The organism is Parapedomonas caeni, from assembly GCF_041060555.1.
Lineage (GTDB): Bacteria > Pseudomonadota > Alphaproteobacteria > Sphingomonadales > Sphingomonadaceae > CAUJIW01.
The window spans coordinates 99,081-113,511 of the sequence record NZ_JBEUDS010000004.1; the positions used below are offsets into that span (position 1 = coordinate 99,081).

General features: G+C 64.9%; 15 protein-coding genes. 5 read left to right on the forward strand and 10 right to left on the reverse strand.

The features are described from left to right. Positions 1-29: 29 nt before the first annotated feature. Complete coding sequence (locus ABU113_RS04625) at positions 30-2,045, reverse strand: putative bifunctional diguanylate cyclase/phosphodiesterase (protein ID WP_454558312.1); 2,016 nt, start codon at positions 2,043-2,045, stop codon at positions 30-32. A 285-nt stretch (positions 2,046-2,330) separates the two neighbouring features. Here ABU113_RS04625 and ABU113_RS04630 point away from each other — a divergent pair, with 285 nt between their 5' ends. Continuing rightward, positions 2,331-4,025: a DUF885 domain-containing protein gene (locus ABU113_RS04630; protein ID WP_454558313.1), complete on the forward strand. Its 1,695-nt coding sequence runs from the start codon at positions 2,331-2,333 to the stop codon at positions 4,023-4,025. Then, entirely contained in the window at positions 4,022-4,480 is a 459-nt protein-coding gene (locus ABU113_RS04635) for a GFA family protein (protein ID WP_454558314.1), read from the forward strand. The genes ABU113_RS04630 and ABU113_RS04635 overlap by 4 nt, the downstream gene beginning before the upstream one ends. Before the next feature lie 17 nt (positions 4,481-4,497). On the opposite strand, the gene ABU113_RS04640 is transcribed toward ABU113_RS04635, so the two are convergent. From ABU113_RS04640 to ABU113_RS04680, 9 genes are all read right to left on the reverse strand, one after another. Then, positions 4,498-5,175: a hypothetical protein gene (locus ABU113_RS04640; protein WP_454558315.1), complete on the reverse strand. Its 678-nt coding sequence runs from the start codon at positions 5,173-5,175 to the stop codon at positions 4,498-4,500. 304 nt (positions 5,176-5,479) lie between these two features. Continuing rightward, on the reverse strand, positions 5,480-6,010 hold the full coding sequence (locus ABU113_RS04645; protein WP_454558316.1) for a hypothetical protein: 531 nt from the start codon (positions 6,008-6,010) through the stop codon (positions 5,480-5,482). 109 nt (positions 6,011-6,119) lie between these two features. Continuing rightward, positions 6,120-6,389, reverse strand: coding sequence for an HPr family phosphocarrier protein (locus ABU113_RS04650; protein ID WP_454558317.1), 270 nt, complete (start codon positions 6,387-6,389; stop codon positions 6,120-6,122). A gap of 11 nt (positions 6,390-6,400) precedes the next feature. Then, positions 6,401-6,802: a PTS sugar transporter subunit IIA gene (locus ABU113_RS04655; protein WP_454558318.1), complete on the reverse strand. Its 402-nt coding sequence runs from the start codon at positions 6,800-6,802 to the stop codon at positions 6,401-6,403. Further along, positions 6,799-7,755, reverse strand: coding sequence for an RNase adapter RapZ (rapZ, locus tag ABU113_RS04660; protein ID WP_454558319.1), 957 nt, complete (start codon positions 7,753-7,755; stop codon positions 6,799-6,801). Before rapZ ends, ABU113_RS04655 begins: the two co-directional genes overlap by 4 nt. Positions 7,756-7,764: 9 nt before the next feature. Then, positions 7,765-8,190 carry an HPr kinase/phosphorylase gene (locus ABU113_RS04665; RefSeq protein ID WP_454558320.1) on the reverse strand — a complete coding sequence of 142 codons (426 nt, stop codon included), beginning with the start codon at positions 8,188-8,190 and terminating at the stop codon, positions 7,765-7,767. A gap of 10 nt (positions 8,191-8,200) precedes the next feature. After that, positions 8,201-9,811 carry a stimulus-sensing domain-containing protein gene (locus ABU113_RS04670; protein ID WP_454558321.1) on the reverse strand — a complete coding sequence of 537 codons (1,611 nt, stop codon included), beginning with the start codon at positions 9,809-9,811 and terminating at the stop codon, positions 8,201-8,203. Continuing rightward, positions 9,808-10,509 (reverse strand): response regulator transcription factor, encoded by a 702-nt coding sequence (locus ABU113_RS04675; protein ID WP_454558322.1) that lies wholly within the window; start codon positions 10,507-10,509, stop codon positions 9,808-9,810. The genes ABU113_RS04670 and ABU113_RS04675 overlap by 4 nt, the downstream gene beginning before the upstream one ends. 75 nt (positions 10,510-10,584) lie before the next feature. Further along, positions 10,585-11,448: an alpha/beta fold hydrolase gene (locus tag ABU113_RS04680; protein WP_454558323.1), complete on the reverse strand. Its 864-nt coding sequence runs from the start codon at positions 11,446-11,448 to the stop codon at positions 10,585-10,587. Between the two features lie 171 nt (positions 11,449-11,619). Here ABU113_RS04680 and ABU113_RS04685 point away from each other — a divergent pair, with 171 nt between their 5' ends. From ABU113_RS04685 to ppa, 3 genes are all read left to right on the forward strand, one after another. After that, the gene (locus ABU113_RS04685; RefSeq protein WP_454558324.1) at positions 11,620-12,234 is read left to right on the forward strand and encodes a TetR/AcrR family transcriptional regulator; all 615 of its coding nucleotides are present in this window, start codon (positions 11,620-11,622) and stop codon (positions 12,232-12,234) included. A gap of 67 nt (positions 12,235-12,301) precedes the next feature. Next, positions 12,302-13,756, forward strand: a complete 1,455-nt coding sequence (locus ABU113_RS04690; protein ID WP_454558325.1) for a protein adenylyltransferase SelO family protein — start codon at positions 12,302-12,304, stop codon at positions 13,754-13,756. Positions 13,757-13,894: 138 nt separating this feature from the next. Then, positions 13,895-14,428, forward strand: coding sequence for an inorganic diphosphatase (gene ppa, locus ABU113_RS04695; RefSeq protein WP_454558326.1), 534 nt, complete (start codon positions 13,895-13,897; stop codon positions 14,426-14,428). Positions 14,429-14,431: the final 3 nt, after the last annotated feature.

The following is a 14,431-nucleotide window of genomic DNA, read 5'->3' on the forward strand; positions in this document are numbered from 1 at the left end:
GCAGGGCTCTGTGTCGGTTCGATGACAGATCAGCAGCTCTTTGCGCCGATTGCCGTTCGTGGTGCGCCGGGCCGTGGCAGCAGATGTTCCGCCTGGTCGGCCGGTAGCGGCTTGCCAAGCAGGAAACCCTGCACTGTGTCGCAGCCGTGATCGCGCAGAAAGTCGAGTTGGGTGGTTGTCTCGACGCCTTCTGCCGTAACAGTGAGCTGGAGCGAGCGCGCGAGATCGATAATGGTGGTGACAATGGGGACGCCCTCGCCGTTACCATCAAGGTCGTTGACGAACGCGCGATCGATCTTGAGTTTGCTGACGGGCAACTGCTTGAGTACTGCCAGCGAGGAATAGCCGGTGCCGAAATCGTCGATCGCGACATGGACCCCCAGGGCGCGCAGCTGACGCAGCCGGTCCGCTGCCGCCACGGGGTCGGCCATCAGCGCGCTTTCCGTTACCTCCAGTTCAAGACACTGGGGGGGCAGGCCGGTATGCGCCAGTACGGCCGCCACCTGATCGATGAAGTTGTTGGTCTGGGTTTGCAGCGGCGACACATTGACCGCCACCATCAATGTCGTGCCGGCCATCCGGTTCCACTGCGACACCTGCCGGGAGGCCTCGTGCAGCGCCCAGTTGCCCAGCGCGCCGATCATGCCGATGTCTTCGGCCAGCGGGATGAAGGTGGACGGCGGCACCATGCCGAGTTGCCGGTGCCGCCAGCGCATCAGCGCTTCAAAGCCTTGCAGGGTCTGGTCACGTGCGCTGAAGATCGGCTGATAGTGCAACAGCAGTTCACCCCGCTCGCAAGCCTGGCGCAGGTCACGGGTGAGCATGGATCGCAGGCGATAGGATTCGTTCATGCCGGCGGCGTAGAACTCGACGGGGTGATGACCCTGTTCGCGCGCTCGCCCCAGCGCCAGTTCAGCGTCGGACAGCAGGGTCTCCGGCGCCGCCGCGTCGGCCGGGAATACGGTGACCCCCATCGTTACGCGCAGGTGGACCGTCTCGCCGTTCAGCCGGTAGGGCTTGTTCACGGCCAGACTCAATCTTTCAGCAAGTTGCTGAGTGGTGGCGTTACCAATGAGCCCGCGGACCACCACGCCGAAGTCGTCCGGCCCCACGCGAGCGACAACACCCAGAGCGCCCGTGCCGCGTTCCAGCCGGCGGGCCATTTTGCGCAGCAGCAGGTCGCCTGCGCGCATGCCGAGCTCGTTGTTGATTTCGCGGAAACGCTCGATGTTGAAGCGGGCCACCAGAACCTGCTCGTCCTTGAGCAACGGTCCGGTTGACATTTCACGCAGTTTTTCGATGAACATGACGCGATTGGGAAGTCCGGTCAGGGCGTCGAAGTGTATCAGTTGCTGGATGCGGACATCCGCTTCCTTTGAATGGGTGATGTCTGTGGCAACGCCGACCAGGCAGGTTGGGACGTCATTGGCATCGCATATCACCCGACCGCGCATGCCGACCCAGCAGTAATGACCATCGCTGTGTCGCAGGCGATACTGGTCGGCCTGCTCCTTGAAGGGGCGATGCAGCATGCGCCGCATCGTTGCGGTGGCGCGCTCCCGATCGTCGGGATGCATCCGCTGACGCAGAATGTCGGTTGGCAACGTTGCATCATTGGGTAATCCCAGCAACGTTTTCAATTGGGGCGACAGCACCAGGGTGCGGCTGTCGAGATGCCACTCCCATACGCCACTGCTGGTGGCCGAAAGCGCGAGTTCCAGCCGTTCGCCATAATGACGCAGCTGTGCCTGATGCACGCAAATGCGCCGGCCTGTCACACACAGGACCGAATAGAGCAGGATGGCGGTCAGTCCGACATAGAACCAGCCCTTGTAGGTCTGCAGTATGGCGACCTGCTGGGCGGACATGGGCAGGCTGTTCACCAGGTGATCGCTGCCTGCAATCCACAAGGCTCCCACCAGTGCGTAGGCAAGCGCCAGTAGCGCTGGCAGGCGGCGATACCCGACTGTCCCGAGGACAATGCGCCGTGTCGCTTCGGCGGCGGTAGCCGGCATCTCAGCCGTGTCGGTATGCTTCGCGGTCATAGGCCTACGCAACCCCAACAAAGTTGTGGCAGTCTCACTCAACCCAATCCCCAGTCGTCATAGTGTCGAGTCGAGGTGAAAGGACGGTTAATGGTCTCCCGACGCCGGGGCGATGGACAGTTGGCCGTTGCCGGGGTTGGAGTAGAGTGAAGCTGATGTCGGCCCGACAAGGGGGAGGTACGGATGACGAGAGGGCTGTTGGTTGCTGTCGGGCTGGTGTTGCTGTTGGGGGCGGGGCAACCGGCGTCGACGGCGGAGGTCCAAGGACGGCCAGAGTCTGAGGCGTTGGCCACACTGCTGGATGATCACTGGACCTATGTCCTGAACGAAAATCCGGTGCTGGCGACGTCACTGGGCGTGCGCCGTTTGGATGGCAGGCTGGGTGATCAGTCGGTCGCGGCGATGGATCGCCAGAGGGCGTCGCTGGAGGCGCTGATCAGGCGGGCGGAGGCGATTGACCCTGCTCGACTGTCAGCGGCGGAGCGGGTCAATCGCGCCATCCTGATCCGCGATATGAAGACGGAACACGACGGCCTGGCTTTCGGTCAGCGGCTGATGCTGTTCACCACCTACAGCGCCTGGCATACCCAGTTTGCCGGCCTGCCCGATGCGGTGCCGTTTTTCACTCGCGCCGATTACGACAGCTATCTTGGCCGTCTGGCGGAATATCCGCGTCTGAACGCCGAGGGTATCGCCACGACACGCGCGGCCCTGTCGGGAGGGTTCGTCCAGCCCTGCGCGGCGATGGTGGGGTTCGAGAAGACCATCGAGGCCCACATTGTCGACGATGTTGACCAGTCGGTGTTCATGCGCCCGTTTGGCCGGCGGCCAGACAGCATTGACGATGCGGCCTGGGCAGACCTGAAAAAGCGGGCCCTGTCGCTGGTGCGAGACAAGGTCATCCCGGCCTATCGGGATTTTCTGGCGTTCTACACCGGGGAATATGCGCCACGCTGCCGCCAAAGCGTTGGCGCGTCTGCCTTGCCGCAGGGAGCGGACTATTACCGTTATCGCGCCCGGGCGATGACGACGACCGAACTGACACCTGACCAGATTCATCGCATCGGTCTCGATGAGGTGGCGCGCATCCAGAAGGAAATGGACAAGGTGGCGTTCGCCGCCGGGTTTGCCGGTCGCCAGACCTACGCCCGCTATCTGCGGGAGGAGCCGCGTTTCTATGCACGGAGTCCCGATGAACTGCTGTTGCATGCCGGAGCGCTGGCCAAGCGGATCGACGGCGAGTTGCCAAGATTGTTTGGTCGACTGCCGCGCCTTCCCTATACGGTGAAGCCAATTCCGGCTGATCAGGCGGAAGGCACGACGACGGCCTACTATGAACCCGGCGCCGGCTCGGCGGGCCGGGCCGGCGTGTACCGGGTGAATACCTCGCATCTTGATCAGCGACCGCTGTACGAACTGCCGTCGCTGACCGTGCATGAGGCCGTGCCGGGTCATCATCTGCAGATTGCTCTTCAGCAGGAGCTGAATCTTCCCGATTTCCGCAAGTACACCAGCTTCTTCACCGCGTTTGTCGAGGGCTGGGCGCTTTATGCTGAAACGCTTGGCCATGACATGGGGCTCTACGACAAACCGGAAACCCAGTTCGGGCGGTTGTCATACGAGATGTGGCGCGCGTGCCGTCTGGTGGTGGACACGGGACTGCACGCCAAGGGCTGGACCAAGCAGCAGGCGATCGATTTCATGACAGCCAACACGGCGCTCAGCCCGCACAACATCGAGGCGGAAGTGAACCGCTATATCACCTGGCCCGGTCAGGCGTTGGCGTATAAGATCGGCGAGTTGCGCATCCGCGCTCTCAAGGCGCGGGCGCAAGCGGCGCTGGGGCCGGCTTTCGATCTCAGAGCCTTTCACGATGCGGTGCTGGAGAATGGCGCGGTGCCGCTTGATGTGCTGGAGGCGCATATTGATGGCTGGATCGCGGGCCGGAAACAACGCCATCAACAGGAGGCAGGATCATGATTCTGACCGGTGGGTGCCAGTGCGGCGCCAAGCGCTACCGCGTGGAAACCGAGTCGCCTGAGGCGTATTATTGCCACTGCCGCATGTGTCAGAAGGCGGTGGGCAACGTCTTTGCGGCGTTTGTCAATGTTCCCAAGGCCGCCGTCGACTGGGCGACGCTGGGCCCCGATCTCTACCATTCGTCACGCCTTGCGGAACGGGGTTTTTGCGCCCGTTGCGGCACGCCGCTGAGCTTCGCCTTTCCCGACTCCGATCGTATGGACTTGACGATCGGCAGCCTCGACGACCCGGTCGCCGTGCACCCCAGCAGCCATTTCGGCATCGAAAGCCGGGTGCCCGGATGGAGTCATGAGGATGGACTGCCAGGCAAGCGGGTCGACGACTCACCGGAGATCGTTGCCCGCTGGGAAGCGGCCTACGGCGTTGGCACCAGACCAGGCGAGATCAGGCCGTAAATCGGGAGGTGGCGTCCTCAGGCGGCGGCGATGCCTGCCCGCCGAAGGCCTTCGTCCAGCACTTCCTCGCGAACCCGCACGCTGTCGCCTACTTCGATGTGGGCCATTTCACGAAACAGTGTGTGGGCGCGCTGGCGGTCGACGACGTTGCGCGCCTTGAAGACGCCCATCGGATCGTCCGGGCGTATGCCCAATGCCTGACCGATGCGGGCGGCATAGCGGTCCACCTTCTGCCACATGGTTTCACAGCCCGGGGTCGCGCGGCCGCCTTTGCGGCACTCGGCGCTGAGCACATAGCGGGTCATGACCTGGCGGGGCGTGCGCAGCCCGTGCTTGAAACGGTAGGCCTGAAGGGTCAGGGCGACGGCGCGGGCGGCCTGTGTGCCGTTGTCGAAGACGGCCAGCCGCTGCTTGCCGACGCGGACCTGACCTTCCCACCTGGTTCCTTTCAGGCACCAGTAATTATTGTAGGCAAGGCAGACCTGGTTGGCTTCGGAGCGCGGCAACCTGGACAGGCTGCCTGGCGCGTAATGGCCCCCGCGCTGGCGGATCAGCAGGTGGGGATGGGTATCCGTGTGAACCGGCGTGGGCGCCGGTCGTGCGATGGCGTGTGGCGCCGTGGCGCCTGCTGTGGCCTGGTGCGGCCCAACGCCGAGCAAGAGCATCGCCGCAGTGGCGACACAGATGCGGAGCATGGGTCATCTCCTTGGGTCAACTACATACAACTGTTGTTTTGACACACGCGAAAGCACGTCAAACAACGGGCTCCAAGAGCCTGAGATGTTGCACGGCAATCCATCGGCCGAAACATCCCGTCGTGCGCCGGCATTTGTCGCCAGACGCGGGCGTTGTTTGACGAATTCTTGACAATAATGCAAGTGCGCGCCGGTACTTTGTTGATTTCCCTTTGAATATCATCTGGTTGTCTATTGGTTAACGGTCGCCCCGGTACCGCGATCGCCGCCGGTTTTCCGTCAAAGCGGCGTGCTGCCGTGCCGATTACCAGCTGATCCCGGCACGCGTCAGGCCCTCGTCGGTGACGGAGTCCCGAACGCGCAGCGTGGTGCCGATTTCGATGTGCGCGACCTCCCGGAAAAGGATGCGGGCACGTTCGATATTGACGCGCGTTCGATCGACAAAGACTCCGGTGTCCTCGTGCGGGCCGATGCCAAGCGCGCCGGCAAGGCGCCCGGCATGGCGGTCGACCAGCTTCCACATGCTGGCGCAGCCGGCCTTGCTTCTGCCGCCTTTCAGGCAGCCGGGGTTGAGGATGAACCGGCTCATGATCTGGGTGGGTGTGCTCAGACCATGCTTGAAGCGATAGGCCTGCAGGGTGATGGCAAACGCGCGCGCGGCGTCGGCGGGGTCCGCGAACACAGCCAGCCGATGTGTGCCGACCTTGGTCTGGCCCCGCCACTGCGTGCCTTTGAGACACCAGAAGTTGTTGTATTTCAAACAAGGTTGCTCGGCCACGGTGCCGGGAAGGCCGACCAGAGGCGCCGGCGCGTATGCACCGTCGGGCTGGCGCACCAGCAATGCCGGGTCGACATCCGCCCGTGCCGGCGTGATGCCGAGGACGCAAACGGCGGCGGACACGTAAAGGATGGTCAACGCAGCCAGTCGACACGGCCGCATGGTTCTAGTCTTCTTCAAACTTGGCCTCGACCAGGGCCACCAGCGATGCCAGCGCCTGGGGCGCCTCCGGCCCTGAGGCGGCGATCCGGATTTCCTCGCCGATGGCGGCGGCCAGCATCATCAGTCCCATGATCGAGGTTCCGACGACGTCGGACCCATCCTTGCTGACGGTCACCTGCGCATTGAAACGGGAGGCGAGGGTGACAAACTTGGCGGATGCCCGGGCATGCAGCCCCCGCTTGTTCAGGATGGTTACCGTTTGCGCCAGCGCCATGTCGCCCATTATCACACCCCGGCGAGAATCTTCGACGCGACGGAGATATATTTGCGTCCGGCTTCCTGGGCCGCCTCAACGGCGGCGGTCACGTCCATGGTCCGCCGTACGGTGGCCAGCCGGATCAGCATTGGCAGGTTGATGCCGGCGATGACCTCGACATTGGGCTTGCCCATCAGCGAGATGGCGAGGTTGGAGGGGGTGCCGCCGAACATGTCGGTCAGCAGGATGACGCCGGTGCCGGAGTCCACGGCTTCCGCCGCCTCGGCGATGTCGCGTCGGCGCGCCTCCATGTCATCATCCGGGCCGATGCAGATGGCGCGAACCGCTTCCTGGGGGCCGACAACATGCTCCATGGCGGAGATGAACTCGGCGGCCAGGCGGCCATGGGTGACCAACACCAATCCAATCATACGACGATACTCTCTGGTCCCTCGGTCAATGGCTGGTCCGCGCCATGGGTCTGTGCCCGCAGGTCGCGGTGAACGACCGACAAGGCGTGACCCTCTCCCTTGAGCATTGCAGCCATTCGTTCCGTCACAAAGACCGATCGGTGCTTGCCACCGGTGCAGCCGAAAGCGACGGTGAGATAGGCTTTCCCTTCCTTCCGGTAAAGCGGAAGAAGGTAGGATACAAGGTCATGGAGGCGGCGAAACGATTCGCCGAAGGCCGGATCGCCCTCAATATACTCCGCAACGCCTTGATCCAGGCCGGTCAGGGGTCGCAATTCATCCACCCAGTGCGGATTGGACAGGAAGCGCAGATCAAGAACGAGATCAGCGTCGCGCGGCACGCCGCGCGAGAACCCGAATGACATCAGTGTGAGCGTCAGTGATTCGGAGCGGGTCAGCGCGAAGCGATCGGCGATCGACCGGCGCAGCTGGTGGATGGTGTAGTCCGTCGTATCGAGTACCACGTCGGCCCAGCGGCGCAGCGGCGACATCAGCTCGCGCTCGCGCGCCACGCCATCCATCACCGGGCGATCGAGGGCCAGGGGGTGGCGGCGTCGGGTCTCGGAGAAGCGGCGGGCGAGTTCCTCACCCGCGCAATCGAGAAACAGGACATGGACATCAAGGCCGCGCTTCTCACGCAACTCCTTGAGATGTTGTACGATTGCCTCGGCATCGAAGGCGCGGGTGCGACTGTCGATGCCAATGGCCAGCGGGCGCTCGGCGCCCTGGTCGGGGCGGATGTCCTCGGTGGCCAGCAGCTTGGTCAGCAGGCTGATCGGCAGGTTGTCGACCGCTTCATAGCCCAGATCCTCGACGGCCTTGAGGGCGGACGACTTGCCGGCGCCGGACATGCCGGTGACCAGCAATATTCGGGTCGATGGCGCCCGGCGGGCTGGCTTGCGACGTTTCGGCATGGCGGCGTCTTATAGCGGAAGCCGGATGTCGCACAAAGCGATCTCGACCTTCAGCGGGGCATCATCACGCATGGCATCGATCCAGACCGATGGGACTTTGCTGCCGCCATGCAGCCACCAGTGCGATTCAGGCAGTCGCTCATCCTCCACTCCCAGGTCCACCACCAGCGCCACAGGTGCCCGCCGCAGATAGGGCAGGCGGACAAGTCCGACGGCACGAACCTCCAGCAGGCCGGCGATGCGGGGCGGCGGGGCGGCGATCAGCCGGTCCCCATCGCACGACAGTGCGACATAATCGTCGGCAACCAGCATGGCGCCCCGGTCAATGAGGCGCAGCGCCAGATCGGACTTGCCAAACCCGGAGGGGCCGGTGAGCAACACCGCCCGCCCGCCGATCGCCACGCAGCTGCCATGGACATATGGTGAGCTTCCCATTACCCGCCTCTCATCGGCCTGTGGCTGATCGGGGCAGCTCGACGATGAAGCGTGCCCCCAGTACCCGTCCATTGTCACGGCGGTTGAAGGCCTGGATGGTGCCGCCGTGCGCCTCGACGATCTGCTTGGAGATGGCAAGGCCAAGGCCGGAATGCTGGCCGAAATCCTCCCCCGAGGGGCGCTCGGAGTAGAATCGGCGGAAGATGTCGTGCAGGTTGCCATCGGGAATGCCCGGCCCGTCGTCGTCGACGATCAGCCTGACCTGGTCGGATGTCGCCGACAGCATGACGCGAACATTGCCGTCGGCGGGCGAGAAAGAGGTGGCATTGTCGATCAGGTTACGCACGACCTGTCCCAGACGAACCTCCATGCCCATGACCACTGCCGCTCCCTTGGGCGGGCGGGCGTAAGCGATGCTGACGCCCTGTTTCTGGCCGGTCAGCTTATACACATCGAGCAGCGTGGCAATCATTTCGCCCAGGTCAACCGGCTCGAATTTCACCCGCGACAGTTCGGCGTCCATGCGCGAGGCATCCGCGATGTCGGTGATGAGTCGGTCAAGGCGCGCCACATCATCGCGGATGATCGCCAGCAGCTGGGCCTGCAGGGCCGGGTCCTTGACACGGCCCAGCGATTCGACGGCACTGCGCAGGGAGCTGAGCGGGTTCTTGATCTCATGACTGACGTCGGCGGCGAACGATTCGATAGCGTCCATCCGGGAATGCAGGGCCTGTGTCATATCCGACAGCGCCCGCGCCAGCTGACCGATTTCATCCGTGCGTCGGGGCAGGCGCGGCACAGCGACATCCCGGGCGCGGCCGAGCCTGACCCGGTCGGCGGCCAGCGCCAGCCGTCGAATCGGTCGGGCGATGGTGCGGGCGAGAAAGACCGAGAGGAACAGGGTCAGCGCGAACACCAGGCAGAACAGCTGGAACGAGGCCAGCCGCTCGGCCCGCACCACTTTGGTGATGTCGCGGGTGTCGCCCGTCAGCAGCACCACGCCGAGCACCTTGTGCACGCGCTGGATCGGCACCGCGATGCTGACCACGGTGGTTCCGGTCTCGGCGCGCCGGCGCAGTGCGCTGTCCGGCTGTCCCTGCATCGCCGTGGCGACTTCCGGCAGGCGCCGGATTTGCGCGGGCGACGGCTCGTCATAGGGGGGGAGCGTTGGTGATGAACCGATCGTTTCGATCATCTGGTCAAGAAACTGCGCGGCCTCGCGTCGCCACCCCGGCTTCTTCAGCGACGTTGCCTCGACGCGATGTCCCGGCACCACCAGCGCGCTGTCGGCAAGCAGCCGGCCGTCGGGGGTGAGGATGCGCACCCGGGCCAGGGCGTCGGTGGCCAGGGTCGCCAGAAGCTCGCTGGTCCGTCGCGGGTCCAGGGTGGGATCCAGTGGTTCCAGCGCCGCGATCTCGGCGAAGCTGTCGGCCATCAGCGCCGCTTGTGCCGACAGTTCTCCGCGTCGCTGTTCGATCAGGCGAATGCGGAATTCGTCGAGGTAGAGAACGCCGCCACCCAGCATGAGCAAGGCGAAGACGTTGACCGCGAGGATGCGGGCCGTCAGGGGCGAGAGGAAGCGGGGCTGCTGCGGTCGCGCGCTCGCGTCGCCACGGATCATTCGTTAAACCGGTAGCCGACGCCGTACAGCGTCTCGATGCCGCGGAAATTATCGTCGACGGCACGGAATTTCTTGCGCAACCGCTTGATGTGGCTGTCGATGGTGCGGTCATCGACATAGACGTCGTCGCTGTAGGCGGCGTCCATCAGCTGATCGCGTGATTTGACGAAACCCGGCCGTTGGGCGAGGGCCTGCAGGATCAGGAATTCGGTGACGGTGAGCGAGACATCCTTGCCCTCCCAGGTCACTTCATGTTTGGCCGGGTACATGGTGAGCCGGCCGCGCACCATGGCCTGTTCCTCCGGCTCGTTCTGGCCATCGGCATCGTGGCGGGCGCTGGCGCGACGCAAAACAGCGCGGATGCGCTCGATCAACAGCCGTTGCGAGAATGGCTTGCCGATATAGTCGTCGGCACCCATGGCGAGACCCAGCGCCTCGTCGATCTCATCATCCTTCGAGGTCAGGAAGATGACGGGGATCCGAGATTTTTCGCGCAGCCGGCGCAGCAACTCCATGCCGTCCATGCGCGGCATCTTGATGTCGAGCACCGCCAGGTCGGGCGGGTTCTCCAGCAGGGCCTTGAGCGCTGTGGCACCATCGGAATAGACACGCACCGTATAACCCTCCGTCTGCAGCGCGATGCTGACGGAGGTCAGGATGTTGCGATCGTCATCGACGAGGGCGATGGTGGCGGACACGGGTGGCTTGGTCCCACAAGGATATGGCAGTGATCTATTTGCCCGGGTAATCCCGGGGCATCAAGGCCCGGAGTCTCAACCCGGGATCACCCGTGCCAGCAGGGCGTCGATCGCCGTCCGGCTTGCGGGTTCGTCGAGCGTCGGGGCGTGGCCGACACGCGGAATCTCGGTGAGCATCAGGTCGGGCCGTCGCTGGCGCATGCCGGCGCAGGTCGCCGCGCTCAGGATGTCGGAGGTGGCGCCGCGCACCACGGCCACGGGCAGGCCGGCCAGGGCGTCGAAGGCTGGCCACAGGTCCATGGCGACAGCACCGCTGGGCATCTTGAAGGGCGTGGCGATATCGGGGTCGTAGTCGACGGCGATCCGACCGTTGGGCTGCAGGTAGCAGGCGCGCTTGGCCATGCGCAGCCAGTCTTCCATGGTGAAATCGGGGTAGATGTCGGCCGCCAGCTCCCGCATTGCCCAGGCCGCGTGCATCCAGGTCGGCCAGGGCCCGGTTTTGCCGACGTAGCCGCGAATCCGCGCGAGGCCGGCCTCGTCGATCTCCGGCCCGATGTCGTTGAGCAGGACGCCTGCCAGATGCTGATTGAGTGTGCCGGCCATCAGCATCGCCATGATGCCGCCCAGCGATGTCCCGATGACCACAAGCTTGCGGGCGCCGGCTTCCGCAAGCAGGGCTTCGATGTCCTGCAGGTAGACCAGCGGTGTGTAGGTGAGTGGATCCTTGGCGTAGCCGGAGTCGCCCCGGCCGCGCAGATCCAGGCACCACACCCGCCAGCTGCCCGCCAGCGCACCGGCGACGCCCTCGAAATCCCGGGCGTTGCGGGTCAGGCCGGGGATGCACAGCACGGTTGGCCGGTCATCGGGACCGGCATAATCGCGATAATGCAGGCGCAAGCCGTCACGCGACCAGAAATAGCGATCCTCGAACGCTTTCATCGTTCCTCCGTTGCCCGCGCCGGGTGCCATATCTGCCGCTTATGGCGCGAACCCCGGCTCAGCCTCAAGCACTTGGACATTTTACCGATGACCGTCAACGTTTCCCGTGATACCCCTGAGGCAGGCTCAATACATGGGCCGGTCATGCGTATCCTAGGTGAGGAGAGTCTGTTGGCGGAGCAACCGGTCGAACGCGCACGGCGCTACAAACCGGAAGAGACGCGGGAACGCATTCTCGATGCCGCCCGCACGCTGTTCCGGACGCGAGGCTACGTCAATACATCGACGGCGGATATCGCCGCCCACGCCGGAGTCGCCGAAGGCTCCATTTTCTACCACTACGGGTCGAAGCGGAACCTGCTGGCGGCGCTGGGCCGGGAGTGGGCGCAGAGTCTGATCGCCGCCATGCGGGGTGACGCCAGGGACATGGCTGAACTGACACCGGCGATCACCATCCCCCGGGTGTTCGAGTTCTGCGCCACTTATGGCAAGCCCACCGACCTGATCGGTGTCGAGGAGGATGATCCGGAAGGTCAGCCATTCTCGACCGCTGCCCGCGAGGTGTCGGTCAAGTTCGTCGAGGACATGCTGCGCGCCACGGTGGGCTGCAAGGCGGATTGCCACGTCAACATTCCGCTGGCGGCCTCGTTCATCCATGCCGCGGTCCATGATGCGTTGATGCGCTGCTTCGGCCCGGAGCCCGATGCGCAGCCGGAAGACGTGATGGCCGAGTTGATCCGCTTTGTCGAATGCTCCTGCGGCTGGCATGGCAGGGTCGCTGCCTGAACAGCGCGATGACCGGTAATCCGGTGCCAGGGCTTTCCGCCGGCGGCCGACGCCTTATCTGACGATCATGACCGTTCCCTCCCCTTCCACCCCGTTCTTCCGGCCCGAGCGGGCCATCGAAGCCCTGGGCGATGCCTTCTACGATGTCGTCGCGCCGGCCGGCTTCCCCCGCCACATCCTGCGCTTCCGCAACCAGCGCTGGGCCGAGCGGATGGGGCTGGGCGCGCTCGACGATGACCAGTGGATCGCCCACTTCGGCCGGTTCGAGCCGCTGCCGGGTTCGCTGCCGGCGCCGCTGGCGCTGCGCTACCACGGCCACCAGTTCCGGGTGTACAACCCGGACATCGGCGACGGCCGCGGCTTCCTGTTCGCCCAGCTGCGCGACCCACGCGACGGTCGTCTGCTCGACTTCGGCACCAAGGGCTCGGGCCAGACCCCCTACAGCCGGTTCGGCGACGGCCGGCTGACGCTCAAGGGCGGTGTGCGCGAGGTGCTGGCCACCGAGATGCTGGAGGCGCTGGGCGTCTCCACCTCCAAGTCGTTCTCGCTGATCGAGACCGGCGAGGCGCTGAGCCGCCACGACGAGCCGTCGCCCACCCGGTCGTCGGTGCTGGTGCGGCTGTCCCACAGCCATATCCGCTACGGTACCTTCCAGCGGCTGGCGGCGTTGCAGGACCAGGCGTCGATGACCCGGCTGGTCGACTATGTGCTGGCGCAGTTCGTGCCCGGCGGGCCGGGGCCGGCGGCGACGCTCGATGACCGGGTGGCGGCGCTGATCGATTACGCGGTCGGTGGCGCGGCGGATCTGGCGGCGAGCTACATGGCGGCGGGCTTCGTCCATGGCGTGCTCAACACCGACAACATCAACATCACCGCCGAGAGCTTCGACTACGGCCCCTACCGCTTCGCGCCGGTATTCGACCCCGGCTTCACCGCCGCCTATTTCGACGAGCACGGCCTCTATGCCTACGGCCGGCAGATCGAGGCGCTGCACTGGAACGTCTATCAGCTGGCCCGCGCGCTGCTGCTGATCGTGCCCAAGGAGGCGCTGGTGCCGGCGCTGGAAACCTTTCCCGGTCGGCTGGAGGCGGCGATCACCGCCAGAATACTGGCCCGGCTGGGGGTGCGGTCGCGCGGTGCCGCCGCCGACCAGGCGTTGCTGGCGGCGATGGAGGGGGCGCTGGCGGGCACCGGTGTCGGCCTCGACCGCTTCTACTTCGACTGGTTCGGCGGTCCGGCCTCGGCCGCGCGGCGGGCGCGCTCGCCGGCCCGCGACAGCTATGCTGGCGAGGCCTTCATGCCTTTTGCCGCCGACATGGCCGACCGGGAACCGGCGGCAGGTGTCACCGACCGGCTGGCCGCTGACTATTTCGCCGACGCCGCGCCTTGCAGTCTGTTGATCGACGAGATCGAGGCGATCTGGGCGGCGATTGATGCCAGCGATGACTGGACGCCGTTCACTGCCAAGGTCGCGGCGATCCGCCGGATGGGCGCGGCGGCGGGCCTGGCAGGCGACCTGTAGAACGGCAGACCGCAGGATTTCGGCCGGGTCCGTGCCGCGCTCCACCAATTGGGCATTGCCTTTTGCATGTGCGAAAGGCTATCGACCGGGCGCGTTTCCAATCTCCCCTCCGCGCGGAGGGCAGCTCCCGAGGTCAGTATGGACATCCGCTTCATTCCGGTCGGCAAGAACCCGCCCCACGACATCAACGTCATCGTCGAGATCCCGCGCGGCGGCGAGCCGGTGAAGTACGAGATCGACAAGAAGTCGGGCGCGCTGTTCGTCGATCGCTTCCTCAACACCTCGATGGTCTATCCGGCCAACTACGGCTTCGTGCCGCACACCCTGTCGGAAGATGGCGACCCCATCGACGTGCTGGTGGTGAGCGAGACCGCTGTGGTGCCGGGTGCTGTCATTCCGGCGCGTCCGATCGGCGTTCTGCTGATGGAAGACGAGGCGGGGCCGGACGAGAAGATTCTCGCGGTGCCCGTCGACAAACTGCACCCCTTCTATGCCGGCGTGAAGGATCACAGTGACCTGCCGCAGATCCTGCTCGACAAGGTTGCTCACTTCTTCCAGCATTACAAAGACTTGGAAAAGGGCAAGTGGGTCACCATCGTGAAGTGGGAAGGTGCTGACGTCGCCAAGGAGCGGATCGTCCAGGCCATCGAGCGCGCGGGCGGCAAGGTCTGATCC